General features: G+C 65.5%; 17 protein-coding genes. 4 read left to right on the top strand and 13 right to left on the bottom strand.

Annotated features, from left to right (window positions below; translation table 11 throughout):
• Positions 1–83: 83 nt before the first annotated feature.
• A complete protein-coding gene (gene rfbB, locus AC1D2L_RS07545) occupies positions 84–1,139 on the bottom strand; it encodes a dTDP-glucose 4,6-dehydratase (RefSeq protein WP_476845234.1) in 1,056 nt (351 codons plus the stop codon).
• A gap of 275 nt (positions 1,140–1,414) precedes the next feature.
• On the opposite strand from rfbB, the gene AC1D2L_RS07550 reads away from it, so the two are divergent.
• Both AC1D2L_RS07550 and AC1D2L_RS07555 read left to right on the top strand, forming a co-directional pair.
• On the top strand, positions 1,415–3,454 hold the full coding sequence (locus AC1D2L_RS07550) for an NAD(+) synthase (RefSeq protein WP_476845235.1): 2,040 nt from the start codon (positions 1,415–1,417) through the stop codon (positions 3,452–3,454).
• A 216-nt stretch (positions 3,455–3,670) separates the two neighbouring features.
• Positions 3,671–4,978, top strand: a complete 1,308-nt coding sequence (locus tag AC1D2L_RS07555; protein WP_476845236.1) for a UDP-glucose dehydrogenase family protein — start codon at positions 3,671–3,673, stop codon at positions 4,976–4,978.
• Positions 4,979–5,137: 159 nt separating this feature from the next.
• Here AC1D2L_RS07555 and AC1D2L_RS07560 read toward each other — a convergent pair whose 3' ends face one another.
• The 4 genes from AC1D2L_RS07560 to AC1D2L_RS07575 form a co-directional block, all read right to left on the bottom strand.
• The gene (locus AC1D2L_RS07560) at positions 5,138–6,991 is read right to left on the bottom strand and encodes an ABC transporter ATP-binding protein (RefSeq protein ID WP_476845237.1); all 1,854 of its coding nucleotides are present in this window, start codon (positions 6,989–6,991) and stop codon (positions 5,138–5,140) included.
• Between the two features lie 48 nt (positions 6,992–7,039).
• Positions 7,040–7,981: an ABC transporter permease gene (locus AC1D2L_RS07565; RefSeq protein WP_476845238.1), complete on the bottom strand. Its 942-nt coding sequence runs from the start codon at positions 7,979–7,981 to the stop codon at positions 7,040–7,042.
• Positions 7,947–8,906: an ABC transporter permease gene (locus tag AC1D2L_RS07570; RefSeq protein WP_476845239.1), complete on the bottom strand. Its 960-nt coding sequence runs from the start codon at positions 8,904–8,906 to the stop codon at positions 7,947–7,949. The genes AC1D2L_RS07565 and AC1D2L_RS07570 overlap by 35 nt, the downstream gene beginning before the upstream one ends.
• A 152-nt stretch (positions 8,907–9,058) precedes the next feature.
• Complete coding sequence (locus tag AC1D2L_RS07575; RefSeq protein WP_476845240.1) at positions 9,059–10,846, bottom strand: peptide ABC transporter substrate-binding protein; 1,788 nt, start codon at positions 10,844–10,846, stop codon at positions 9,059–9,061.
• 645 nt (positions 10,847–11,491) lie between these two features.
• On the opposite strand from AC1D2L_RS07575, the gene AC1D2L_RS07580 reads away from it, so the two are divergent.
• On the top strand, positions 11,492–13,231 hold the full coding sequence (locus tag AC1D2L_RS07580) for a Na/Pi cotransporter family protein (RefSeq protein WP_476845241.1): 1,740 nt from the start codon (positions 11,492–11,494) through the stop codon (positions 13,229–13,231).
• A 13-nt stretch (positions 13,232–13,244) separates the two neighbouring features.
• Here the strand turns inward: AC1D2L_RS07580 and AC1D2L_RS07585 are convergent, their stop codons facing one another.
• Together AC1D2L_RS07585 and AC1D2L_RS07590 are read right to left on the bottom strand one after the other, a co-directional pair.
• A complete protein-coding gene (locus AC1D2L_RS07585) occupies positions 13,245–13,688 on the bottom strand; it encodes an NUDIX hydrolase (RefSeq protein ID WP_476845242.1) in 444 nt (147 codons plus the stop codon).
• Positions 13,689–13,863: 175 nt separating this feature from the next.
• Positions 13,864–16,380, bottom strand: coding sequence for an ATP-binding protein (locus tag AC1D2L_RS07590; RefSeq protein ID WP_476845243.1), 2,517 nt, complete (start codon positions 16,378–16,380; stop codon positions 13,864–13,866).
• Between the two features lie 594 nt (positions 16,381–16,974).
• Here AC1D2L_RS07590 and AC1D2L_RS07595 point away from each other — a divergent pair.
• Positions 16,975–17,631 carry a LuxR C-terminal-related transcriptional regulator gene (locus AC1D2L_RS07595; protein WP_476845244.1) on the top strand — a complete coding sequence of 219 codons (657 nt, stop codon included), beginning with the start codon at positions 16,975–16,977 and terminating at the stop codon, positions 17,629–17,631.
• Positions 17,632–17,652: 21 nt separating this feature from the next.
• On the opposite strand, the gene nhaA is transcribed toward AC1D2L_RS07595, so the two are convergent.
• The 6 genes from nhaA to AC1D2L_RS07625 form a co-directional block, all read right to left on the bottom strand.
• Positions 17,653–18,846 (bottom strand): Na+/H+ antiporter NhaA, encoded by a 1,194-nt coding sequence (gene nhaA / locus AC1D2L_RS07600; protein ID WP_476845245.1) that lies wholly within the window; start codon positions 18,844–18,846, stop codon positions 17,653–17,655.
• 82 nt (positions 18,847–18,928) lie between these two features.
• Positions 18,929–20,218: an ArgE/DapE family deacylase gene (locus AC1D2L_RS07605; RefSeq protein ID WP_476845246.1), complete on the bottom strand. Its 1,290-nt coding sequence runs from the start codon at positions 20,216–20,218 to the stop codon at positions 18,929–18,931.
• A gap of 131 nt (positions 20,219–20,349) precedes the next feature.
• Positions 20,350–21,972: an ABC transporter ATP-binding protein gene (locus tag AC1D2L_RS07610; protein WP_476845247.1), complete on the bottom strand. Its 1,623-nt coding sequence runs from the start codon at positions 21,970–21,972 to the stop codon at positions 20,350–20,352.
• Positions 21,972–22,808, bottom strand: coding sequence for an ABC transporter permease (locus AC1D2L_RS07615; protein ID WP_476845248.1), 837 nt, complete (start codon positions 22,806–22,808; stop codon positions 21,972–21,974). The genes AC1D2L_RS07610 and AC1D2L_RS07615 overlap by 1 nt, the downstream gene beginning before the upstream one ends.
• Before the next feature lie 226 nt (positions 22,809–23,034).
• Positions 23,035–24,012: an ABC transporter permease gene (locus AC1D2L_RS07620; protein ID WP_476845249.1), complete on the bottom strand. Its 978-nt coding sequence runs from the start codon at positions 24,010–24,012 to the stop codon at positions 23,035–23,037.
• A 153-nt stretch (positions 24,013–24,165) separates the two neighbouring features.
• Positions 24,166–25,743, bottom strand: coding sequence for an ABC transporter substrate-binding protein (locus AC1D2L_RS07625; protein WP_476845250.1), 1,578 nt, complete (start codon positions 25,741–25,743; stop codon positions 24,166–24,168).
• Positions 25,744–25,881: the final 138 nt, after the last annotated feature.

Raw genomic sequence — 25,881 nt, forward strand, 5'->3', positions numbered from 1 at the left:
GCAGCACGATGATCTTCACAGCGGGAATGGCGGTGGCTTCGACGGTCAGCATGGCAGTCTTCTGTTGGATTTAAAAACGCGCGTCAGGCCGCGCCGAGGCGTTCGCCGCGATAGACGCCGGAGCGGATGTCGCCCCACCAGCCGGGATTGTCCAGATACCATTCGACCGTGCGGCGCAGGCCCGAGGCAAAGCTCTCCTTGGGGGTCCAGCCGAGTTCGCGGCCGATCTTGCCGGCGTCGATGGCATAGCGCGCATCATGCCCGGGCCGGTCGGTGACGTAAGCGATCAGGCGCTCGCGCGGGCCGGTCGGATCGGGCCGCAACTCGTCGAGGAGCGCGCAGATCGACTTGACCACGTCGAGGTTGCTCATCTCGTTATGGCCGCCGACATTGTAGGTCTCGCCGACCTTGCCGGCTTGCGCCACCAGCAGCAACGCGTCGGCGTGATCGTCGACATAGAGCCAGTCGCGCACGTTCTGGCCATTGCCGTAGACCGGCAGCGGCTTGCCCTCGAGCGCATTGATGATCATCAACGGGATCAGTTTTTCGGGGAAATGATAGGGCCCGTAATTGTTCGAGCAGTTGGTCATCAGCGTCGGCAGGCCATAGGTGTGATGCCAGGCCCGCACGAGATGGTCGGACGCCGCTTTCGAGGCCGAATAGGGGGAGTTGGGCTGATAGGCCGTGTCCTCGCGGAAAAAGCCCTCGGCCCCGAGCGAGCCAAAAACCTCGTCGGTCGAGATGTGGTGGAAGCGGAAGGCGGCCTTGCGCGCCGCGTCCAGCCCGCGCCAGTGCCGCAGCGCCTCCTGCAGCAGCGCGAAGGTGCCGACGATGTTGGTGTCGATGAAGGCCGACGGTCCGTCGATCGAGCGGTCGACATGGCTCTCGGCCGCCAGATGCATCACGATATCGGGGTCGAAATCCGCAAAGACTGCGCGCATCGCCTCGCTATCGCCGATATCGGCCTGCTCGAAGCGATAGCGATCGCTGCCCGCGACCGGCGCCAGCGACGCCAGGTTGCCGGCATAGGTCAGCTTGTCGACCACGCAGACGCGATGCTCGGTCTTACCAATCAGCTTGCGAACGACAGCCGAGCCAATAAAGCCGGCGCCGCCGGTGACCAGAAAACGAAGTGCCAAACCTGATGTCCCCGATCGCAATTGCAGCAGGATTTGCAATGCTCATAGCGGTTTTCCGCGCCCCGACATAGCCGCGCCCCGGCATTTGGCAAAGCCCTTCAAAACAAGAGGGTTAAGCGCAAGGTCAAGTCCACGCTCTGTGCTGCCGGCAATTGCACGTCGCAGCGACGGCCCTCATATCAGGTCCGGCTGCGACGACCCGCGCTTGTCGCCACGCCTCCCGCTGGGATAACCATGATGCGGCTCGGCCTCAGCGCGAGCTGAACGGATGGCAGATGAGCTTCCATAACATCCACGCGCACGGCTTCGTGCGGATCGCCTGTGCTGCCCCGCGCCTCGGGGTTGCCGACCCCGCCTTCAATGTCGGGGAGACGCTACGCCAGTTGCGCGAAGCCGATGAACGTGGGGCCTCGCTGGCGTTGTTTCCGGAACTCGGGATCAGCGCCTACGCGATCGATGACCTGCTCCAGCAGAATGCCCTGCTCGACGGTGTGATCGCGGCGCTCGGCAGGCTGGTCGAGGCGAGCCTCTCCTTGCGGCCTGTCGCGGTGGTCGGTGCGCCCTTGCGGGTCGATGGCCGCCTCTTCAACTGCGCGGTGGCGATCCATCGCGGCACCATCCTCGCGGTCGTCCCAAAGACTTATCTGCCCAACTATCGCGAATTCTACGAGCGCCGGCAGTTTGCCTCAGGCGAGCGCGCAGCGGCCACCTCGATCAGCCTTTGCGGCCAGGACGTGCCCTTCGGCACCGATCTTTTGCTCAAGGCCAGCGATATCGCCGATTTCACCATCCATATGGAAATCTGCGAGGATGTCTGGACCCCGGTCCCGCCGTCCTCATTCGCGGCGTTGGCGGGAGCGACCGTCCTGCTCAATCTCTCCGCCAGCAATGTCACGATCGGCAAGTCGGATTGGCGCCACGCGCTTTGCAAGGCCCATTCCGGACGCTGCCTCGCCGCCTATGCCTATTCGGCCGCCGGGCCCGGCGAATCCACCACGGACCTCGCCTGGGACGGCCAGGCCATGATCTATGAGAGCGGTGCGCTGATGGCCGAGGCCGAGCGCTTCGCCACGCAGCCGCAGCTGATCGTCGCCGACATCGACCTCGACAGGCTGGTGATGGACCGCATCCGGCAGAACACGTTTGGCGACAACGCCGATGCGCTGCGCGACAGGCTGTCCTTCCGCACGGTGACGTTCGAGGCCGATCCCGATCGCGAGTCCGACCTCGGGCTGGAGCGCGAGGTCGAGCGCTTCCCCTTCGTGCCGAGCGACGATGCGCGGCTGAACGAGCTGTGCTTCGAGGCCTACAACATCCAGTCGCATGGGCTGCGCAAGCGCATGGAGAGCGCTCGCGTGGAGAGAATCGTGATCGGCGTCTCGGGTGGCCTGGATTCCACGCAGGCCCTGCTTGTGGCGGCGCAGACCTTCGATGCGCTGGGGCTGCCGCGGAAGAACATCCTCGCCTATACGCTGCCGGCTTTCGCCACCAGCCGGGACACCAAGGCCAATGCCTGGCGGCTGATGGATGCGCTGGGCGTCACGGCGACCGAAATCGACATGACGCCGGCCTGCCGGCAGATGCTGGTCGATATCGGCCATCCCTTCGCCAAGGGCGAGCCGGTCTACGACATCACCTTCGAGAATGTGCAGGCAGGGGCGCGGACCTCGGTACTGTTCCGCCTGGCCAACCAGAACAACGGGCTGGTGCTGGGCACGGGCGACCTCTCGGAGCTCGCTTTGGGCTGGTGCACCTATGGCGTCGGCGATCACATGTCGCATTACAACGTCAACGGCTCCGTCTCGAAGACGCTGATCCAGCATTTGATCCGCTGGGTCGCGCAGTCGCAGCGTTTTGGCGTGGACGCCTCGGCCGCCATGCTCGACATCCTGGCGACAGAGATCTCGCCCGAACTGGTGCCGGGCGAGGGCGACAAGCCCAGCCAGAAGACCGAGGATTTCGTCGGTCCCTACGCGCTGCAGGATTTCAATCTGTTCTACATCACGCGCTTCGGCTTCAGGCCGAGCAAGGTCGCGTTCCTGTCGCACCATGCCTGGTCGGACGCCGCGCGCGGCGACTGGCCGCCACATATGGAGGCCGCCAAGAAGCTCGCCTACGACCTAGCCACGATCAAGCGTTGGCTCGGGGTCTTCGTGAAACGCTTCTTCGAGACGAGCCAGTTCAAGCGCTCGGCGGTGCCCAATGGGCCCAAGGTGAGTTCCGGCGGCTCGCTTTCGCCGCGCGGTGACTGGCGGGCGCCCAGCGACGCGTCGGCTGCCGCCTGGCTCGCCGACCTCGACAATATTCCCGATTGATGCCGGCCTCTGTCGCGGAAAGGACATGCCGGTTTGTCATTTGACCGTGCGGTGCTAAACGCGCCGCAATCGTCTCTGCCCTTACCCCGAGGACAAACGTCGGCGACATCTCGAAAGGTGGTCCAGTCGTCACTGGATCGTCTTTAGCGACGCGATGTCGGGACTCCCGTTGGGGCGGGTTCTAATTATCTGGCTGAATGGCCCTGGAGTTATCAGATGCGCCTTGTGATGGTGGGCTCGGGCTATGTCGGGCTGGTGTCGGGCGTCTGTTTTGCCGATTTCGGCCATGACGTCGTCTGTGTCGACAAGGACCCCGCCAAGATCGCGCGGCTGAAGGCCGGCGAGGTCCCGATCTTCGAGCCCGGCCTCGATGCGCTGCTCCATGCCAACATCCGGGCCGGCCGGCTGTCCTTCACCACCGATCTCCCCGACGCCGCGCGCGACGCCGATGCGATCTTCATCGCTGTCGGCACGCCGACCCGGCGCGGCGACGGCCATGCCGACCTTACCTATGTCTATGACGCCGCCCGCGAGATCGCAGCGGTGGCGCCCGACAATGCCGTCGTGGTGACCAAGTCGACCGTTCCCGTCGGCACCGGCGACGAGGTCGAGCGGATCATGCGCGAGATGCGCCAGGGCAGCGGCATCAGTGTCGTCTCGAACCCCGAATTCCTGCGCGAGGGCGCGGCGATCGAGGATTTCAAGCGGCCCGACCGTATCGTCGTCGGCACTGACAGCGAACATGCCCGCAAGGTCATGACCGAGATCTACCGGCCGCTCTTCATCAACCAGGGGCCGCTGCTCTTCGTCAGCCGGCGCACCTCGGAGCTGATCAAATACGCTGCCAACGCCTTCCTCGCGATGAAGATCACCTTCATCAACGAGATGGCGGACCTCTGCGAGGAGGTCGGTGCCGAGGTTCAGGACGTGGCGCGCGGGATTGGCCTGGACAACCGCATCGGCTCGAAATTCCTGCATGCCGGCCCCGGCTATGGCGGCTCCTGCTTCCCGAAGGATACGCTGGCCCTGGTCCGTACCGCCCAAGAGGCAGGCGCCCCGACCCGCCTGATCGAGACCGTCGTCGCGGTCAACGATCAGCGCAAGACCCGTATGGCGCAGAAGGTCGTCGCGGCCTGCGGCGGCTCGGTCGCTGGCAAGCGTATTGCCGTGCTCGGCCTTGCCTTCAAGCCGAACACCGACGACATGCGCGACGCGCCCTCGCTGTCGATCATCCCGGCGTTGCAGGCGGCGGGCGCAGAGATCGTCGCCTATGATCCCGAGAGCATGGAGCAGGCGCGGCCTCATCTCGCCGAGGTGCGCTTCGCCGAAGGGGCCTATGACTGCGTCGAGGGGGCCGATGCCCTCGTCATCGTGACCGAGTGGAACGCTTTTCGCGCGCTCGATCTCAAGCGCGTCAAGGCGGCCCTCAAGACGCCTGTCGTCGTCGATCTCCGCAACATCTACCGGCCGCAAGAGATGAAGGCGCTCGGCTTCGCCTATCACGGAATCGGCCGGAGGGGCTGAGCCCGCCGCGGCGGCTGTCGCCGCCGCCTCATCGCATTCCGCAGTGCGAAGCTGGAGCTCCGGCGCTCCAGGTCATCAAAACGCTCTCAGAAACGCTCCCGAAACAAAAATGCTCGCCACAAGGGCGAGCATTTGAGGCTTTGAGCGAGGGCGCCCTGATCAGGCTGCGACGGCCTCGATCACCTTCTTTTCCCATTCCGGGCCCCAGACCATCACGGCATGGCCAGGCGAGACCTCGCGGAAGATGCGCTCCGGCGGCTGGAAGTCGGCCGGACGCACCGGGCTCTTGATCTCGTCGTTCGACGGCGCGGCCTTCTCGTGACGGCGAGTCGGGTCGGCGATCGGCACGGCGGCGAGCAGACGCTTGGTGTAGGGGTGCTGCGGATTGCCGAAGATGGCCTCGCGCGGACCGATCTCGACGATCTCGCCGAGATACATCACGGCGACGCGATGGCTGACACGCTCCACCACCGCCATGTCGTGCGAGATGAAGAGATAGGCCAGGCCCATGCGTGCCTGCAGCTCGAGCATCAGGTTGATCACCTGCGCCTTGACCGAGACATCGAGCGCCGAGACGGATTCGTCGGCGACGATCAGGCGCGGTTCCACCGCAAGCGCGCGTGCAATGCAGATGCGCTGGCGCTGGCCGCCTGAGAACTCATGCGGGAAGCGGTTGGCCATATCCGGCGACAGGCCGACGCGGCGCAGCAGCTCGGCGGTGATCTCGCGGGCCTGGGTGCGGTTCGCGAGCTTGTTGATGATCAGCGGCTCGGCGATCGCGGCGCCGACATTCATGCGCGGGTTCAGGGACGCGAAGGGGTCCTGGAAGATCATCTGCATCCGCTTGCGCTGCTCGCGCAGAGCTGTCTGGTCGAGCTTCAGCACATCGACGCCGTCAAGCAGCACCGAGCCGGCCTGCGGCTCGATCAGGCGCATCACGGAGCGACCGGTCGTGGACTTGCCGCAGCCGGATTCGCCGACCAGCGCCAGCGTCTCGCCTGGAAGCACGCTGAAGGAGACGTTCTCGACCGCGTGAACGCGGCCGGTGACGCGGCCCATGATGCCCGAACGGATGTCGAAGCGTGTCGTCAGCTTGCTGACCTCGAGCACCGGCCGCTCGGCGGCCTTGACGGTGTCGGGCGTCTCCTCCGGCACGTCGGACTCACCCGTCAGGCGGTCGACGACGGGGAAGCGCATCGGCCGGCTGTGACCTTCCATCGAGCCGAGCTTCGGCACGGCGGAGAGCAGCGAGCGGGTGTAGGGGTGCTTGGCGCGGGCGAAGATATCCTCGGTGCCGCCGGTCTCGACCGCCTCGCCATTGTACATCACGACCGTGCGGTCAGCGATTTCGGCGACCACGCCCATGTCGTGGGTGATGAAAAGGACCGACATGCCCTCTTCGTCCTGCAGCAGCTTGATGAGCTGCAGGATCTGCGCCTGGATCGTCACGTCGAGCGCGGTGGTCGGCTCGTCGGCGATCAGGAGCTTGGGCTTGCAGGCCAGCGCCATCGCGATCATCACGCGCTGGCGCATGCCGCCCGAGAACCGGTGCGGGTATTCGTTGAAGCGCGACTTCGCCGCCGGGATGCGGACCTTCTCGAGCAGGCGCACGGTCTCGGCCTCGGCCTCGGAGCGCGACATGCCGCGATGCAGGATCAGCGATTCTGCGATCTGGAAGCCGATTGTGAGCACCGGGTTCAGCGACGTCATCGGCTCCTGGAAGATCATCGCCATGTCGTTGCCACGGATCTTGCGCATCGCCGGATCGGGCAGCGTCAGCAGCTCCTGGCCGGCCAGCTTGATCGAGCCCTCGGTCTTGCTGTTGCCCGACGGGGTCAGGCGCATGATCGAGAGCGCGGTGACCGACTTGCCCGAGCCGGACTCGCCGACGACGGCCACGGTCTCCTTGGGCGCGATGTCGAAAGAGACATTGCGCACGACGGGCTTCCACAGCCCCTCGACGCGGAAGGAGGTCGAGAGGTTGCTGACGGAGAGGATCGGGGTCTGGGTCATGATGCGTCCATTCTCAAATCTGGGCGTTTCGGCCTGTCACGATGGCTGTCAGATCACGCGACGCGGGTCGAGTGCGTCGCGCAGGCCATCGCCGATGAAGTTGATCGAGAGCACGGTCAGGAAGATCGCCGCTCCGGGGAAGAGAGCCCAGTGCGGCGCCGAGTCGAGATGGTCCTTGGCGTCGAACAGCAGGCGGCCCCAGGTCGGGATATCCGGCGGGAAGCCGAGACCGAGGAAGGAGAGGGTGGATTCGGCGATGATCGCCGAGGATACCTCGATCGTCGACGCGACGATGACCGGCCCGATCGCGTTGGGCAGGATGTGGTGCACCATCTGGCGGTACTTGGTGGCGCCCTGTGCCCGTGCCGCCTCGACGAACTCCTTTTCGCGCAGCGACATGAACTGGGCCCGCACGAGGCGCGCCACAGGCATCCAGCGCAGGCCGCCGATGACGACGACGATCAGCACGAAGACACCGCCCTCGACGCCGAACAGGGCCTTGAGCTGCTCGCGGAAGAGATAGATCACGAGCAGCAGCAGGGGCAGCTGCGGCAGCGACAGGAACAGGTCCGTCAGCCACATCAGGAAGGGGTCGGCGTATTTCCGCGACATGCCGGCCACCGAGCCGACCACGACGCCCACGACCGTCGCCACAACCATGGCGGCGAGACCCACGGCGAGCGAGATCCGGCCGCCATACATCATGCGCGACAGGATATCCTGGCCGAGGTCGTCGGTCCCGAAGGGATGGTTCCAGGACGGCCGCTCGAGCTGGGCCGAGAAGTCGATCTCGTTGATCGGGATCGGCCAGAGCCAGGGTCCGATCACGACGCCCAGGATGAGCATGGCGAGGACCACCGTGCTGGCCATAGCCAGCCGGTGGCGCCGGAAACGGCGCCAGGTTTCGCGCCCGGGCGAGACCGCGGCGCTCTTCGTTGCTGTCCCTGCCATGGGATCAGCTGAAGGAGATGCGAGGGTCGAGCCAGCCATAAAGCAGATCCGCAATGAGGTTGAAGAGGACGACGAGGCAGGCGAAGACGAAGGTCACGGCCATGATCACCGGGGTGTCATTGGCCAGGATCGCGTCGATCAGCAAGGAGCCGATGCCTGGCACGCGGAAGATTTGCTCGGTCACGATGGCGCCGCCGAACACGGCCGGCATCTGCAGAGCGACCAGCGTCACGACCGGGATCAGCGCGTTGCGCGTGATGTGGCGCAATGTCACGGTCCGTTCGCCAAGGCCCTTGGCGCGGGCGGTCGTGACATAGTCGAGCCGGATCACGTCGAGCACCGCCGAGCGGACATAGCGGGTATAGGATGCCGCCTGGAACAGGCCGAGCACCATGATCGGCATGATCGCCTGGCGGAACATCTCCCAGTACCAGCGCCAGCCGGTCGCCGCGATATCGGAGCGATAGACGAACGGGAACCAGTCGAGGCTGACCGAGAAGATCAGGATGAAGAGCAGGCCGGTGAAGAAGGTCGGCAGCGAGAAGCCGACAAAGGCCAGCGTGTTGGCGATCTGGTCGAAGATCGAATAGGGGCGCGTTGCGGCATAGATGCCCACAGGCAATGCCACGCACAGCGCCAGGATCTGCGACGAGCCCACGACGAAGAGCGTGGTCGGCACGCGCTGCAGGATCAGCTTGTCGACGTCGATTCGGCTGGCGAAGGAAAAGCCCCAATCACCCTGCAGCATCGCCTTGAGCCACCGCGCATAGCGCACCAGGATCGGGTCGTTGAGGCCGAAGCTGGCCCGGATTGCCTCGCGGACTTCGGGCGGAACGTTGGGATTGGTCGCCATTTCCGAGAACGGGTCGCCCGGCGCCAGCGCCAGGACCGTGAACAGAATGAGGCTGATGCCGAGAAGGCTCGGAATTGCGATAAGCAATCGCCGTAACAGGTAACTGGCCATAAAAATGTCTCTGTATGCCTGGCTTGCGGATCCGCAGGCCGGTGCGCAAAGGGGCTCGCTTGCCCTTTGCATGAACTGTTCCGGTTGCACAAGGCGGGCCGAATGGCCCTCGCACGTGCCCTAAAGCACGTGCGAGGGGTCTTAGTGCAGGATCAGCTGCGATACCAGGCGGCCAGGTTCCAGGTATCGACGTCCCAGCCGCTGTGGTCATGCATCAGGTTGGTCACGGCCGCAGCGACGCGGGTGCGCGAGAGCAACGGCAGGATGATGTTGGCCTCGCAGAAGATCTCGTTGACCTTGATCAGCAGCGCGGCGCGCTTTGCAGGGTCGAGTTCCTTCTGGGCGGCCTTGTAGGCCTCGTCGGCAGCCGGGTCGGAGTAGCGCGAGACGTTGCGGCCCAGCCACTTGTTCTCCTTGGTGGCGACTTCCCACGAGGTGAACTGGTTGAGGAAGCGCTCCGGATCGGGCTGCGGCTGCGTCGTGGTGTACATCTCCATGTCGACATAGAGCTTGGTGTAGGTGTCGGGGTTCGCCACATCCGACGAGAAGAACACCGAGGCCGTGACCGACTTGAGCTCGAGGTCGATGCCGGCGCGCTGGCAGGCCTGCTTGATGATGGCCTGGGTCTTCTGGCGCGGGGCGTTGATCGAGGTCTGGAAGACGTATTTGAGCTTCTTCCCGTCCTTCTCGCGGATGCCGTCGGAGCCGCGCTTGTAGCCGGCGTCGTCGAGGATCTTGTTGGCCTTCTCGACGCTGAACTCGTATTTCAGCTTCTGCGACTTGAACTGCTTGGGCTCGTTGACGAAGCTCGCCGTCGCGATGCCGCCGCGGCCATAGATGAACTTCTGCACGGAATCGCGGTCGATCAGCAGGTTGATCGCTTCGCGGACCTTCGGATCCGACAGGGTCGGATGCTTGGTCTTGAGGCTCGAGCGCTCGCCATCGACCTCGGTCCACGGGTCGGTCGGGTTCAGGATGATGAACTCGATGTCGCCCGAGGGAACCGACGAGACCTTGCCGCGTCCGCCGGTTTCCATGCGCTTGAGGACTTCGTCCTCGACCTGCAGGTTCCAGGCATAGTCGTATTCGCCGGTCTGCAGCACGGCGCGGGCCGCCGAGACCGCGTCGCCGCCGCCCTTGACCTCAAGCGTGTCGAAATGCGGCTGGTTCTTGACGTGGTAATCGGCGAAGCGCTCGCCGGTGAGGGTGTCGCCCGGCTTGAATTCGACGAACTTGTAGGGGCCGGTGCCGATTGGCTTCAGGTTGCCGGGAGCCTCACGCGATTTGGCGCCAACATAGTCGCCGAACTGATGCTTGGGCAGGATCTGGCCGGTGACGCCGACGAAGGGGTCGGCCCAGAACGGCGTGGGCTGCGGGAAGGTGATCTTGATCGAGAGTTCGTCGACCTTCTCGACCTTGATGTCCTTGTAGGCGCCGGTGGTGTAGGCGGCGGTCGCCGGGTCCTTGGCGTATTCCCAGGTGAAGACGACGTCGTCGGCGGTGAAGGGCTTGCCGTCATGCCACTTGACGCCGGGCTTGAGCTTCCATGTCACCTGCGTGCCGTCGGCGGAGAGGCCGCCATTGCCCTTGGACGGGATCTCGGCTGCGAGCTGCGGGATCAGGTTGCCGTCCTTGTCCCAGCCGGCGAGCGGCTCGAAGAAGATGCGCGAGGCGATCTGGTCCTTGGTGCCGGACGCGAAATGCGGGTTCAGCAGTGTCGGGGCCTGCCAGAGCAGGATCTTGAGGGGACCTCCGCCGCCAGCCTTGGTTGGCTTGTAGGCGAGCGTGGCGTTGGCCATCGCGACATCGTTCCAGACCAGGATCTGGCTCGCGATCGGCGCCGCCACGCCCAGCGCAAGGGCCTTCTTGATGAATGAGCGCCGCGACAGGGCACCGTCCTTAACTTCCGCGATCAGCCGTCGCAGGTCCTGCTCTTTCATAGAATCCTCCACTTATATCAGCACACAAAAACAAGGCGGCGCTTGTTGCGCCGCTCTCTCCCACCCCCTGAGCAAGGCATGTGCCAATCGACGCGTCAACCATGCAGCGCAGCGGCGCGGTGGATGGCCTAGGCTGCATGCTCGCGATCGACCCACGGTGCCAGCCCGGCGGCGCACGGATTGTGCCGCAAAATGAGGCAAGACACAATTAACTGCCTTTCAATCGATAAAACTCACCGCTTTCTGCCGTTGAGGATAAGTCGATCTTGCACAGACTGCGGCGCCGGCTGGGCTGGCGGCAACTCTCCGTTGACGATCCGGAGCGGTGAAAGCGCGCCAGGCGTTCGCGCGGAGGGCGCCACTCAGGAGCCTCTGACGTTTGGAGAGGCCGCCGCGCGCACGCGGCGAGACGCTCGCGCGCCACAGGAAGAGGCGTCCCGGTGCGCGCCTGCCTAATGAAGTGGCGTTGCGGCGAGAGCGATCCTGCGGCTGCGGCCGGCCTGCCAGCGCCCAGGTGTGCTCATTTCAAGCCGATCTCGCCCTAAAATGAGCACTTTCAACCGTCATTTATGATAAGTTGGCTAATGAAAAATAAGCGAATACGCGCTATGATCCGCGCTTGAATCGAAGGAAACACCAGCAAAGATGACGTCGAGCGAGACTGCGACGACCATCCTGATCCACCTCGCAGGTGGCGTGGCGCTCCTGATCTGGGCGGTCAGGCTCGTGCGCACCGGTGCGTTGCGCGCCTTTGGCTCGTCGCTGCGGCAGGCTCTTGCGACCTTTACCAAGAACCGCTTCGCGGCTTTCGGCAGCGGCGTCGCCGTGACCATGATCCTGCAAAGTTCGACGGCCACGACATTGCTCGTGTCCTCCTTCGCCGGGCGCGCCCTGATCCTGCCGGCGATGGCGCTCGCCGTGCTGCTCGGTGCCAATCTCGGCACGGCGTTGGCTGCCTTTGTGATTTCGCTGGATCTGGGCTGGCTCTGGGGCCTGTGCCTGGCGATCGGCGTCGCGCTCTATCTCGGCAACGAGGCCATGGAGCGTGCCCGCAATATTGGCCGTATCCTAGTCGGCATCGGACTGATCCTGCTCTCGCTGATCGAGCTGAATGCAGCCGCGGCCCCGCTGGCACAGTCACCGACCTTCCGCACCATTCTCGCCGCGCTCGGCCATGAGCCGCTCCTGGCGGTGCTGGTGGCGATTGCCGCGACCTGGCTGACGCATTCGAGCATCGCGGTCATACTGCTCATCTCGACCTTCGCCGCCTCGGGGCTGTTCCCGCCGGCGACTGCGCTCGCGCTCGTGATCGGCGCCAATCTTGGCAATGCGCTAATCCCGGTGCTGGACCAGCTCGGCGCGCCGGCGGCGCAGCGCCAGGCTGCCCTCGGCAACCTATTCACGCGCTTGCTGCTCGCGCTGGTGCTCCTCCCCTTCACCGGGCCGCTGGCTGCCTGGATGCAGGCGCTGCCCCTGCTCGACACGCGCTTCGCCATCGAGTTCCACCTGGCGCTGAACCTCGTCGGCGCGCTCGTCTTCCTGCCCTTCGTCACGCCCGTGGCGCGGCTGGTCGAGCGTGCCCTGCCCGGCAAGGATGCCGCGGACGCCGCAGTCAGGCCGCGCCATCTCGACCCCTCTGTGCTCGACAGCCCGTCTGAGGCGCTCGCCTGCGCCATGCGCGAGGCGCTGAACCTCGGCGACCGCGTCGAGCTGATGCTGCGCGATACCATGACGCTGCTCGAGAAGGACGAACTCAAGCTCTCCCGCGCCATCGCCCAGGCCGATGACGGCGTCGACACGATCCATGAATCGATCAAGCTCTATCTCGTCCAGGTCTCGCGCAACGAGCTGACCGAGGAGGAGGGCCGCCGGCTGCTCGAGATCATCACGCTGATCACCAATCTCGAGCATATCGGCGACATCATCGACAAAAACCTGCGCGAGCTCGCCGAAAAGAAGATCCGCAAGCGCTACGCCTTCTCGGCGGAAGGGTTGGCCGAGATCCGCGATTTCCACCAGCGCGTGTCGCAGGGGCTGGTTCTGGCGCTGAACGTCTTCGCCAGCCGGGACCTCGCCCTGGCGCGCCAGCTCTTCGCCGAAAAGGCGACGATGCGGGATGCCGAGCGGCGCGCGACCGAGAGCCATTTCCAGAGGCTGCGCAGTGGCCGCTCGGAATCGATCGAGACCAGCGCGATCCATCTCGACATCATCCGCGATCTCAAGCGCATCCACGGCCATGTCGCCTCGATCGGCTATCCGATCCTGGAAGGCGCCAATGCCCTGCGCGAAAGCCGGCTCAAGGAAAATCGCAACGCCGAGTCACGACAAGGCGGCGAGGGGCTTGCCCCAGTGCCGTTCCAGCCAGCACGGCAGCCCGGTTCATGATCAGGCCGGCGCGTCAGCGCTCCGGCACGCCCGCAATGCTGCGGATCAAGCTGCTCAGGCCCGGCTCGTCGACAAGGTCCGCCGCGTCCTCGGGCTTGAACCATTGGCAGTGCCGCTGCCCCTGCTCGGCCCAGCTCGGGAGCTGAGTGCGCACGTCCAGCAGATAGAGTTTGACGCTGCACAGCACGAAATGATCGGCCAGGCGCTTCCAGTAATCATAGCGTCCGGCCGGCTTTTTCGCGATCACTCCAACGACGCCGGCCTCCTCATAGGCCTCGCGAGCAGCAGCGTCGTAGTCCTTCATCCCCTTGATCGGCCAGCCCTTCGGCACGATCCAGCGCCGTGTCGTGCGCGAGGTCACGAGCATGATTTCGAGCGAGCCGTCGCCAATGCGGCGGATCGGCATGGCCGCAACCTGTCGGCGCGGCTCGCCCGGCAAGCGCTTGGTCTTCGCCATTGTGGGCTGGCGTCTCCTGTCCGAGGCAAAAAATCGATCGGGCGGCGTCGCGAATCGCATCCGTCCCCTGCCTCATTCTCCCGCATCGAGCCTCGATTGGCGACATCCCGCGCAAGCTGCTTCGGAAAAGATTTGACGGCTATCTGTCGGCGCGCACGTTTGTCGCGGAAAGCTCTCAGCCGACCTTTGCCGGCATGAGATCGTCCGCATCAGGCGTCGTCATGTCGAGGCCGGCGGCCAATTGGGACACGCGGCCCATAGCCTCGGTCCGCGCCGCGAGGAGATCCGCCAGCGGCTGCGTGACCTCCGCGCCCGCATCGATCGCCTGCTCGACCGCGCTCGCGGCCGCCGAGAGCTGCGCGAAGCCGAGCAACCCCGCCGTCGAGACGATGGCGTGCACATCCGCCCGCAGTGCGGCGACATCCGTCGACTGGAAGCGCGTGGGCAGCTCGTCGCGGAAGCGCGTCAGCAACTCACGGGTCTTGTCGAGGCCGATCAACGCGGAGAGTTCGGTCTGGCACGAGCGATCCAGCACCGGTGGCCGGACATGGATGGCGTCGGCAGCATCACTCGTCCATCGTTCGACGATAGCGAGCAGGTCCTCGCGATAGAAGGGCTTGCCGAGGTGATCGTTCATCCCGGCATCGCGATAGCTCTCGATCTGCTGCGAGAACACGTTGGCGGTCAGGGCGATCACCGGCACATGCCGCGCCTGCCCGTCGAGATCGCGGATCCGGCGGGTCGTCTCGAGCCCGTCCATGCCGGGCATCTGCACATCCATCAGGATCAGGTCATGGCGGCCGTCGCGCCAGGCCACGATGGCGCTCGGCCCGTTATTGACCGAGGTCACGCAATGCCCCGCCGACCGCAGCATCTCGCCGACGATCTCGAGGTTGATGCTGAGGTCGTCGACCAGCAGGATCGAGCGCGGCGTCACGGCCTGCGCTGGGACCGGCCCCGGCGAGGTTCCGTCGTCGATCTCGGCTTCGGCCTCGACCAGGGGCAGGGTGAAATGGAAGGTCGAGCCCTGGCCCACGACGCTGGTCACGCCGATGAGCCCGCCCATCAGCGTGATCAGCCGCCGCGAGATGGAGAGGCCCAGCCCGGTTCCGCCATAGTGTCGGCTGATCGAGCCGTCGCCCTGCACGAAGTCCTGGAACAGATGCGAGATCCGGTCGGGCGAGATGCCGATGCCGGTGTCGGTGATCTCGACCGCCATGGCGTCGCTGCCCTCGACCGGCGCGACCGACAGCGCGACTGATCCCGAGACCGTGAACTTGACCGCGTTGTTGAGCAGGTTGAGCAGCACCTGGCGCAGCCGGGCCTCGTCGGCGACGATGCGGGCCGGGATCGAGGGCGCTACCGAACATTCCAGGGCGATGCCCTTCTGCTTGGCCAGGCCGCGCGTCATCGAAAGGCAGTCCTCGACGAGCTCGCGCAGGTTCAGCGGCCGCTCCTCGAGCTCGATCTTGCCAGCCTCGATCTTGGAGAGGTCGAGCACGTCGTTGATGATCGTCAGCAGCGACTCGCCGGCTTTCCGGATCAGCTGGATCTGGCGCCTCAGTTCGGGGTCGCGGTCCAGTCGCTCATGCGCCAGCGCGGCGAAGCCGAGGATTGCATTGAGCGGCGTCCGGATTTCATGGCTCATGGTCGCCAGGAACTGCGTCTTGGCGAGGCTTGCGCGCTCGGCGGCCTCCTTGGCCCGGCCGAGCTCCTCGGCATGGGCCTGCCGGGCCGAGATGTCGCGCGCCACCACGAAGAGCCGTTCGGGCGTGCGGCCGATCTCGTGCACCGGCGTGATGATGAAATCCCACCACTTGGCAATCCCGCCCTGGGTGCGGCACATCCGGGTGAAGCGATCGGTCTGTCCGTCGCGGACGCGTCGCAGGGCGAGCTCGACGCGGCTGCGCTGCTCGTCGGCGAAGAACGCCGCGAAGGGCGTGCCACGGACGGATTCGAAATCGGTGATCTCGAACTGCTCCTGCCCGAGATCGCTGATGAAGATGATGTTGCCGTTGAGATCGAGGAGCTGGATGCAGTCGGGGCTCGAATTCACCAGCGAATTGGCAAATGCCATGCTGGCATTCATGTCGTCGATCGCCTTCCGGCTCTCGGTGATGTCACTGTAGGTTCGCAGCGTGCTGCCGTCAGGCAGCGGGCTGGAGTGGATTTCCAGAACCGCGCCATTGGGCCGGACGCGGACATAGCGGCTTGGGTTCCGGGCTGGCAGGGCGCGCACGATCTCGTCGATCATGTCCGGGGGCATGGTCGCGAATTCGCCGCGGTTGTTCTGGTAGGTGAAGATCTCCGAGGGCCGGGGCCGGCGCGCCATCAGGCTGTCGGGCAGCTCCAGTAGTTCCAGCAGGCGACGGTTATAGATGTCGGCGTGCTGGTTGCGCCCCACGAGAAGCAGGCCCTGGTCGATATGCTCCAGCGTCGCATGGAGGAGGGCGAAGGCCCTGTCGCGCTGGCGCCTGGCCAGCACGAGCGCGATGACGAGGGCTGGGACAGCGAGCGCGACGAGAGCTGCGATCGCGACATCGCTCCAGGGACGGTCCCGCCAGGTTTCGAAGGCTCCGAGCGCCCAGACGCCCGCCAGGCCTGCGAGGAGAGCCATGACGCCAGCGGCGAGCGCGACCACGAGCGGGACGTTTCGTCCCCCAAGGCTGCGAAATCCGCGCAATACCGTCATTCTTTGTCACCCATCGCCGCGCATCAGCTGCGCAGCCGCCGGTTTCGACGCAATCATGCGTAAGGTTAACCAAACCTGAAGCCGGGCCTGCGCCCCGCGGCGCCCCATGCAGCATGGCAGGGCGCCGTGGCCACCGCCAGACAGATATTGCGTTTGGGGGCGTTGGAGCCTCGTTTCCGGCCCTGAAACCAGCCCGTTTCTCCTTGTTGGCCTTCTTCGTCCTCATGGCCTAGGCCAAGAGACAGATAGACGTGCCCATTTGGATGAGCGCCCTATCCGGCCAGTTTGGGCGACTTCGCGCAATCGCGGCGCCCATCCGGCGCATTCCTGTCGCGCCCGATCGAGCGGTGGAGTATTATGGCTCGATAGCCAGCATTGAGCCTGCAGAAGACTGCATTGCCGGAGTCGATCAGCCTAGGCCTGAAGGAGTGAATTGTTGCGACAGGTGCGAATTTTGCCGCCGGCAGGCCGATCCCGCGCACTTTACGCTTCGGCATTTCTGACGTTAGCGTTAACTCCGTGTGAAGATGCTTGCAGCCTTCTGGACCGGCCGGCGCCCTGCCGGACTGTTCTGAGCGGCCCGAAACAATGACAATGACCCGTTCCTGTGCCCTGATTGCCGATGACGACGCCTTTTTCAGGATCGCACTGGCCGCTATTCTCACCCGCCAATTCAACTTCGAGACCGTGCTCGAGGCGGGTTCGCTCGATGACGCGCTCGAGCTTCTCGGCACACGCCAGGATATCGCGCTGGCCTTGTTCGACCTGTCCATGCCCGGCATGAAGCAGGCCGAGAGCCTGGCTGCGGTTCGCGAATGTGCCGACAATGTCACGCTCGCGGTCGTCTCCGGCTCGGTCTCGCGGCAGGATATACTGGCGGCGCTCGGTGCCGGCGTGCACGGCTATATTCCCAAGGCGCTCGGGCCGGCCGAACTGGTGCGCGCGCTCGAGGTTGTGCTCGCCGGACAGATTTATGTCCCGCCGATGCTGGCCAAGGCGTCGGCTTCCGAGCCGTCCGCCGTGCCGGCCCCAGCCGAACCCGGCGCGGACGCGATGAGCAGGCTGACGCCGCGCCAGCGTGAGGTTCTGCAGGCGCTGATCAGCGGCCGCTCCAACAAGGAGATCGCACGTCAGCTCGGTCTCGGCGAAGGCACCGTCAAGATCCACGTCGCGGCGCTGCTGCGCACCCTGCAGCTGCCAAACCGCGCCGCGGCTGCGGCCTTCGGCGCCCGCCAGGCCGACTTCAACTGACAGGCCGCCTTGAACTGAGCGTCAGCGTCGCCCCGTCGACCGGCCTGACGGCGAGCACCTGAGCAGGATATAGCCGGCAACTCCCGACAGCAGCGAGCCTGCGAGAACGCCGATCTTGGTTGCGTCCTGGAGTGCGGCCGATGACGGGAAGGCCAGCAGGCCGATGAACAGGCTCATCGTAAAGCCGATGCCGCAGAGCAGGGCGATGCCGTAGAACTGCCGCCATGTCGCATGGCTCGGCAACTCCGCCAGCCCGGCCCGGATTGCGACCCAGCCGAAGCCGAAGACCCCGAGCTGCTTGCCGAGGAAGAGCCCGAGCGTGATGCCGAGCGGAACGGGCTGCGTGAGCGCCGCCAGGCCGACGCCCGCAAACGACACCCCGGCATTGGCGAATCCGAAGATCGGGATGATCAGGAACGCCACATAGGGATGCAGCCCGTGCTCGAGGCGGTGCAGCGGCGAATGCGCATCATCCGGCGCGGCGGGGGATGCCTTCAGCGGGATCGTCAGCGCCAGCGCGACACCCGCCAGCGTGGCGTGGATGCCCGACTTCAGGACGAAGAACCACAAGGCCGCGCCGACGACGAGATAGGCGGAAAGCCGCGTCACGCCCATCCGGTTGAGCACGATCAGCACGACGAGCGTCGCCAGAGCCAGTCCCAGCATCAGCGCCGACAGATCGGCGGTGTAGAAGATCGCGATGATCAGGACCGCGCCGAGATCGTCAAGGATCGCCAGCGCCGTGAGGAAGACCTTCAGCGAAACCGGTACGCGCGGGCCCAGCAGCGACAGCACGCCGAGCGCGAATGCGATGTCGGTCGCGGCCGGAATCGCCCAGCCGCGCAGGCCCTCGGGCGAGCCGCTATTGACCGCGACATAGATCAGCGCGGGCGCGACCATGCCGCCCAATGCCGCGAAGCCCGGCAGGGCCCGGCGCGACCAGTTCGACAACTGCCCGTCGAGGAACTCGCGCTTGATCTCCAGCCCCACCAGCAGGAAAAATACCGCCATCAGCGCGTCATTGACCCAATGCAGCACGGAAAGGCCCAGCACATAGCTGTTCAGCACGCCGAAATAGAGCGGCGCCGCCGGGGAGTTCGCAATCACGATCGCGATCACAGCGACCGCCATCAGGACGATGCCGCCGGCTGCCTCGCTGGTCAGGAACGCCCGCAGGACGGATGGGGGCTTCGATGCGTCGGTCGTCTTGGCCATAAATCCGTCCGGTCGGGTTGCTCGTGCGAAGCGCTTCGCGCTGCAACCCTACCGGCCCGGACCCCGGCGACCAAATCCAGCGCTAGCCCGCGACGGCCTCCACTCCGCACCACTCGGCCACGAACAGCGCCATCGAGCCGGTGATGCGCTTCAGCGAGGCCAGGCTGACGCGCTCGTCGAAGGCATGGATGTTCTCGCCCATCGGGCCGTAGCAGAGCGACGGAATCTTGTCGTAGAGCGCATGCACGCGGGCATCGAGATAGGCTGCCGTCATGAATGACTTGAGAGGCTTTCCGAGCGCCGCCTGATGAGCGCGCCCGAGCACGGCCTCGGCCTCGCTACCGGGCTGCAGCACATAGCCCTCGGCCCAGAAGCCGTTGAACGTCACCTTTGGCGGGTTGTTGGCGAGGAAGGCGTCGGTGCGGGAGGCGTTGCGGATGCAGTCCTCGATGCGCTTGGCCGCCTCCTGCGCAGTGACGCCGGGATAGAGCCCGACGCGGCAGTCGACCCGGCACCAGCACGGCACCGAGGAGGCCCAGTCGCCGCCCTCGATCTTGCCGATGTTCAAATTGATCGGATGCGCATCGTCCTCGAAATGCTCGCGGCCAACCTTTTCGGCGTTGAACTCTTCCTCGAGCGCCCTGAGCGCGGTGATCACGCGATAGGCGGCGTCGATCGCATTGGCGCCAGTGCCCATCTCGCGGACATGTGCCGGCACCCCGCGGACCTCGAACTGGAACCAGATCACGCCGGCATTGGCGCGGCACAGCATCTCGTATTCGGGCTCGGGGATCAGCGCCGCATCGGCGCGATAGCCGCGTAAGTGCGTCATCAGCGCGCCATTGCCGGTCGATTCCTCCTCGACCACGGATTCCAGATAAAGCGTCGCGGCGGGCTGCAGGCCGATGCGCCGGAGCGCGTCGAGGCAATAGAAGTTCGCGCCGTGCCCGGCCTTCATGTCGGCGCCGCCGCGGCCATAGAGCCAGTCACCCTCGATCACGGGGTCGAACGGCGCATGCTTCCATTGATCGACCGGCCCGGTCGGCACCACGTCGACATGCGCCTGCAGGATCAGCGAGCGACCCTTTTCCTCGCGCGGATGATGAATGCCGACCACGATCGGCGCGGTGGAATGCGTGTCGGAGAAGGGCGCGCCACCCGGATGGGCCGCGATCAGGTCGCGGTCCATATGGAAGCGGTCCATCGTGAAGCCGCGCTGCTTCAGGGCGCGGAAGACAAAGTCCTGGCAGGCATGTTCCTCGCCCCTGAGCGAGGGAAAGCGGATCAGTTCCTGCGTGAAGGCGACCTGTTCGGCAAAGCCGGCCTCGACGGAGGCAAGGATCTTGTCACGCAAGGCGGGTTCGAGAGGCATGGGCGGGCTCCTGAGGCTATGCCGTCATGCTCGGCCTTGTGCCGAGCATCCACGCCTTGCGACGCGGATAATGAGAAGACGTGGATGGTCGGGACAAGCCCGACCATGACGAGAAAACGCGGGGCGCAACATCAATGCCCGAACCGCCCGCCGCCCGGCACTGCCGCGAGCAGCTGGCGCGTATACGCATGCTGCGGATCGGCGAAGAGCGCCGCCGTCGGCCCGGTCTCGACGATTCTGCCGCGCTGCATCACCGCGATGCGGTCGCAGATCTGGGCTGCGACGCGGAGGTCGTGGGTTACGAACAGGATCGCCAGCCCCAGCCGCTGCTGGATCTCCTTGATCAGCGTCAGGATCTGCGCCTGCACCGAGACGTCCAGTGCAGAGACGGCTTCGTCGGCCACCAGCACGTCGGGTTCGAGCGCGAGCGCCCGGGCGATGCCGATGCGCTGGCGCTGCCCGCCCGAAAATTCATGCGGATAGCGGTCGACGGCGTTGGCCGACAGCCCCACCAGTTCGAGCAGGTCCTTCGCCTTGGCGATCGCGACGCTGCGCGCCATGCCATGGGCCACCGGCCCGTCCGAGATGATGCGCCCGACGGTCTGTCGCGGGTTGAGAGAGGCGAACGGGTCCTGGAAGACCATCTGGATGCGGTTGCGATGCCTACGCAGGGCGGACGGGCCGAGATCGCTGAGGACGAGATCGTCATGGCCCCGCCCCCGCAGCGAGATGCGCCCGCCATCGGGCTCGATCAATCGCAGGCAGCAGCGCCCCACCGTCGACTTGCCGGAACCGGATTCGCCCACCAGCCCGAGCGTCTCGCCACGCGCCAGCGTGAAGGAGATATTGTCCGCCGCCCGGACCTCGCGTCCGCCGCCGAAGAAGGAACGCTTGCGATAGGTCTTTCCGAGCCCCTCCACGCTGAGCACCGGTGTCAGGTCGGGCAGGGCCGCGCGCTGCGGCGGCGTCAGCGAGGGCACGGCCGCCAGCAGTTTTTGCGTGTAGGGATGGCGCGCAGCGCCCAGTACTTGGTCGGCGGTGCCTTCCTCGACCAGCACGCCCTTCTCGAGCACCGCGATCCGGTCGGCGATCTCGGCCACGACGCCCATGTCGTGGGTGATGAACAGCACGGCGGTGCCATGCTTGTGCCGGAGGTTGTCGATCAGCTTGAGGATCTGCGCCTGCGTCGTCACGTCGAGCGCGGTAGTCGGCTCGTCGGCGATCAGGAGCTTCGGTTCCAGCGCCAGGGCCATCGCGATCATCACGCGCTGGCGCTGCCCGCCCGAGAGCTCATGCGGATAGGCCTTTGCCAGCCGGGCGGGGTCGGGCAAGCCGACCTCGGTCAGCAGGTCGATGGCCCGCGCCCTGCGCTGCGCCTGGCTGTGCAGCCCATGCGCCTCAAACGTCTCGACGATTTGGTCGACGACCCGCATCACCGGGTTGAGCGAGGTCATCGGCTCCTGAAAGATCATGCCGATCTCCCGGCCGCGCACGCCTTGCATCGCCTCCTCGTCGAGCGCGAGCAGGTCGCGCCCCGCGAGTCGGATCGCACCGCCGTCCGGCTTCACAGCCTTGGGCAGCAGCCCCATCACGGCATGGGCGATCATCGACTTGCCGGAGCCGGATTCTCCGACGACGCAGAGCGTCTCGCCGGCGACGATCGAGAGGCTGACGCCATCGACGGCGTAGGCGCGGTCGGCGAGTGCCGGCAATGCCAGCTTCAGGGATTGGATGGCGAGGACCGGCTCGGCCATCACTCGCGTCCCCGGGCGAGGCGCGGGTTGAGCGCATCGTTCAGACCTTCGCCGGCAAGGTTGAGCGCCAGCACGGTCAGGAAGATCGCGAGCCCCGGAAAGAAGCTGATCCACCAGGCGTCGAGCAGACGCGTGCGCCCGGCGCCGACCATGTAGCCCCAGCTCATCAGATTGGGGTCGCCCAGCCCCAGGAAGGAGAGGGCGGATTCGAGCAGGATCGCAGAGCCGATCATCAGCGAGCCCATCACGATGATCGGGGCCACCGTGTTGGGCAGCACCTGGCTGAAGATGATCCGCGGCGTCGACTGGCCGATGGTGACGGCCGCCTGGACATATTCCCGCGTTCGCAGCGAGAGCACCTCGCCGCGTACCAGCCGCGCCACGGGCGGCCACGAGACCACGCCGATGGCGAGCACGATCGACCCGAGTTGAGGCTGCAGGATCGCGACCAGCACGATCGCCAGCGCGAAGGAGGGAATTGTCTGGAAGAACTCGGTGAAGCGCATCAGCGCATCGTCGACGAAGCCGCCGGCATAGCCTGCCATCGCCCCCAGCGGCACGCCGATCAGCAGCGCCACCAGTGTCGAGACGACGCCGATCATCAGCGACACCCGCGCGCCATGAACCATCCCCGACGCGATGTCGCGGCCCAGCGTGTCGGTGCCGAGTGGGAAACGATCGAGCGCAAACGGCGCCATGAACGGCCGCCCGACCATGCGCCAGGGCGATTGCGGATAGAGCGACGGCGCCAGCAGCGCGAAGGCGACCACGGCGATCAGGATGACGAGCCCGAACACCGCGCCCCGGTTGCGGCAGAAGCGCTTGAGGAAATTCATGGGCGGGCCATCCCGTCATTGCGAGGAGCGGAGCGACGAAGCAATCCAGGGGCGGCCATGCACTGGACCGCCATGGTTGGCTTCGCTGCGCTCGCAATGACGGTGAGCAACTCCTCGCCGTCATGCTCGCCCTTGTGGCGAGCATCCACGTCTTGAACGCCGCGCTCACCAAGTGAAGACGTGGGTGGTCGGGACAAGCCCGACCATGACGGCTGGGACATCACAATCATGCCCCGGCCTCGATGCGCGGATCGGCGAGCCGATAGACCAGGTCGGTCAGGATGTTGAAGCCGACGACCATCGCCGAGGAGATGAAGAACACGCCGAGCAGCACCGAATAGTCGCGCTGGACCAGCGCATCGAACATCAGCCGGCCGATGCCGGGCCAGGCGAAGACCGTCTCGGTCAGCACGGCGCCGCCCACGAGCTGTCCGGCCTGGAGACCCGCCAGCGTCACCACAGGCAGGATCGCATTGCGCGCGACATGGCGGCGCGAGACGATTCCAGCCGAGAGGCCTTTGGCACGCGCCGTCTTGACGAAATCGGCCCCGGCCACCTCCAGCATCGAGGCCCGCATCATCCGGGCATAGAGCGCGGTGAAGAACAGGCCCAGCGTCAGTGCCGGCAGGATCAAATGGTGGCCGATGTCGAGCGCGCGGGCGAGGCCCCTGTAGTTCCCACCGATTGTCTCGTAGCCGACATTGGGCACCAGCCCGAACTTCAGCGAGAACACGATCTGGCTCATCAGCGCGATCCAGAACAGCGGTGTCGCGTAGAAGACCAGCGCCAGCGTCGTGATCAGGCTGTCCGACCAGCGCCCGGCCCGGCGCGCGGCGAGCGCGCCCATGACGATGCCCAGCCCCAGTGAGACGAAGAACGCCGCACCCGTCAGCAGCAGCGTCGCGGGCAGCCGGTCGAGCACGAGGTCGAGCACCGGCTGCTGCTGGCGATAGCTGAAGCCGAGATCGAAGGTCATATAGCCCTTCAGATAGATCCAGAGCTGCGTCAGCAGGGGCTCGTTCAGCCCGAAGCGCTCGCGCAGCTGTTCGAGCAACTGCGCATCGGCAGCGCCGGCCTCGCCGGCCAGAACCTGCGCGGGGTCGCCCGGCGCGGCGCGGATCAGGAAGAAGTTCAGCACCGCGATGGCGAAGAGCGTGAGCACGCCCTTTGCCAGCCGGCCTCCCAAAAATTGCAGCAGGTTCATTCAGGCATCCGCATCGACGTGGCTCCCACCGTCATGCTCGCCCTCGTGGCGAGCCTCCACGTCCTGGACACGCGGCGCGCGAAGACGGGGATGGTCGGGACAAGCCCGACCATGACGAACAGCGTCGCGCCTGCTGTGCAAGCGCCGCCCGCCTCAATCCTTCCACGCCTCCTTGAAGCCGTCGTTCACGCCGATGGCGGTTGTGACGAGGTTCTTGATGTTGCAGCGGTAGATCGTCGGGAAATCCATCTCGAGCTGCCAGAGCACAGGGACCTCATCGGCCAGGATCTTCTGAATCTTGGTGTAGAGCTCTTGGCGTGCGGCGTCGGAGGGCGCGATCGCGGCCTCGGCGAACAGCTTGTCGATATCGGGATTGATATAGGCGCCCTGGTTGCCGAAGGGGTTGCCCTTGACGATGTTCGTCGAGATGTAGTTGCGCGCCACGCCGGTTGCGGGGTCGCCGAGCTGGTAGAGGAAGTTGAAGGTCAGGTCGAACTCGCCATTGCTGGCCTTCTGGGTCCAGCCCGGCACGTCCGTCGTCTCGATCGACAGGTTGACGCCGGCATCCGTCAGGTTCTGCTTGATGGCCTCGGCCCAGCGGTTCCAGACCTCGCCATAGGGTAGAGCCAGGAGCTTGATCGGCTCGCCCTTGTAACCCGATGCCTTGATCAGTTCCTTGGCCTTGGCGACGTCATAGCCGTATTTCGGCACGTCGGCGGAGTAGAACTTGGTCTTCGACGAGATCGGCCCGGTCGGCAGCTTGCCGAGGCCGCCCCAGACCACATCCTTGCCGAATTCCCGGTCGATCGCGAACATCAGGCCCTGACGGAACTGCTTGTTGGCGAGCGGGCCGCCGCGCGCGATGTTGGGCGTCAGCCAGGCATGGGGAGCAAACATTTCCCAGCCCTTGGTGGTCATGCAGGTGTTGGGCAGCTTCGAGAGCCGCGCGACATCGTAGACATCGACGGAACCGCCGGTGAGCACGTCGATCTTGCCGGTCTCGAAGGCAACGGCGCGGGCAGCGGCATCGGGAATGATCTGCCAGTAGACCTCGTCGAGGTTCGGCTTGCCCTTCTGCCAGTAGTTCTCGTTCTTCACGAGGTGGATGTAGGAGCCCTTCTTCCACTCCTTGAGCTTGAAGGGGCCGGTGCCGATCGGCGTGTTGTTGGCGGGGTTGGCGCGGTAATCCGTGCCGTCATAAATGTGCTTGGGGATCATCGGCGCACCGGCCGCTTCCTGCGAAAGGATCAGCGGGCCGAAGGGCTGCTTCAGGACGATCCTGACCGTGAGATCGTCGACCTTTTCGATCTTCTCGACCTGGGTGTTGGCGATCGGGCGCCAGCGCGGATGCACCTCGCGCAGGAACTTGTCGAGCGAGAACACGACGTCGTCGGCGGTGAAGGGCTTGCCGTCATGCCAGGTCACGCCCTCCTGCAGCTTGAAGGTGTAGGTCTTGGAATCCGCTGAAATATCCCAGCTCTTGGCGAGCGAGGGCTGCGGCTGGAGCTTCTCGTCATAGCGCAGCAGGGATTCGTAGATGTTGCCGGCGACCATGTTGGTCGGGCCGTTCTGGTTCAGGCCCTGCATCAGCATCGGCGGTTCCGGCTGCACCACGACATGGACCGTACCGCCCTTCTTGGGCTCCTGGGCCTGGACGGCCGGGGCCGTGACCGCGAACAGGGCGAGCGCCGTCGTCACAACGAGATGCTTGCGGATTGCCGTTAGGACCATGCTTCTCTCCCCGATGCGTTCAAGGTTCGCGCGTGGCGAACGCTGGGGAAACTAGAGCATAGCTCTCCGATCCCGCACAGGGCGCGAACGCGTCGAAAGTAGCATGCCGGTGAATATTTTTGCCGCAACACGACGATG

The sequence above is a fragment of the Allobosea sp. P1_B10 genome (assembly GCF_056406735.1).

Excerpts from the sequence above, each read along its gene's own strand:
- AC1D2L_RS07565 (WP_476845238.1), bottom strand. The coding sequence starts at position 7,981 with ATGGCTGGCTCGACCCTCGCATCTCCTTCAGCTGATCCCATGGCAGGG.
- AC1D2L_RS07615 (WP_476845248.1), bottom strand. The coding sequence starts at position 22,808 with ATGAATTTCCTCAAGCGCTTCTGCCGCAACCGGGGCGCGGTGTTCGGG.
- AC1D2L_RS07585 (WP_476845242.1), bottom strand. The coding sequence starts at position 13,688 with ATGGCGAAGACCAAGCGCTTGCCGGGCGAGCCGCGCCGACAGGTTGCG.
- AC1D2L_RS07555 (WP_476845236.1), top strand. The coding sequence starts at position 3,671 with ATGCGCCTTGTGATGGTGGGCTCGGGCTATGTCGGGCTGGTGTCGGGC.
- AC1D2L_RS07610 (WP_476845247.1), bottom strand. The coding sequence starts at position 21,972 with ATGGCCGAGCCGGTCCTCGCCATCCAATCCCTGAAGCTGGCATTGCCG.
- AC1D2L_RS07595 (WP_476845244.1), top strand. The coding sequence starts at position 16,975 with ATGACCCGTTCCTGTGCCCTGATTGCCGATGACGACGCCTTTTTCAGG.
- AC1D2L_RS07550 (WP_476845235.1), top strand. The coding sequence starts at position 1,415 with ATGAGCTTCCATAACATCCACGCGCACGGCTTCGTGCGGATCGCCTGT.
- AC1D2L_RS07620 (WP_476845249.1), bottom strand. The coding sequence starts at position 24,012 with ATGAACCTGCTGCAATTTTTGGGAGGCCGGCTGGCAAAGGGCGTGCTC.
- AC1D2L_RS07605 (WP_476845246.1), bottom strand. The coding sequence starts at position 20,218 with ATGCCTCTCGAACCCGCCTTGCGTGACAAGATCCTTGCCTCCGTCGAG.
- AC1D2L_RS07625 (WP_476845250.1), bottom strand. The coding sequence starts at position 25,743 with ATGGTCCTAACGGCAATCCGCAAGCATCTCGTTGTGACGACGGCGCTC.
- AC1D2L_RS07590 (WP_476845243.1), bottom strand. The coding sequence starts at position 16,380 with ATGACGGTATTGCGCGGATTTCGCAGCCTTGGGGGACGAAACGTCCCG.
- AC1D2L_RS07570 (WP_476845239.1), bottom strand. The coding sequence starts at position 8,906 with ATGGCCAGTTACCTGTTACGGCGATTGCTTATCGCAATTCCGAGCCTT.
- nhaA (WP_476845245.1), bottom strand. The coding sequence starts at position 18,846 with ATGGCCAAGACGACCGACGCATCGAAGCCCCCATCCGTCCTGCGGGCG.
- AC1D2L_RS07575 (WP_476845240.1), bottom strand. The coding sequence starts at position 10,846 with ATGAAAGAGCAGGACCTGCGACGGCTGATCGCGGAAGTTAAGGACGGT.
- AC1D2L_RS07560 (WP_476845237.1), bottom strand. The coding sequence starts at position 6,991 with ATGACCCAGACCCCGATCCTCTCCGTCAGCAACCTCTCGACCTCCTTC.
- AC1D2L_RS07580 (WP_476845241.1), top strand. The coding sequence starts at position 11,492 with ATGACGTCGAGCGAGACTGCGACGACCATCCTGATCCACCTCGCAGGT.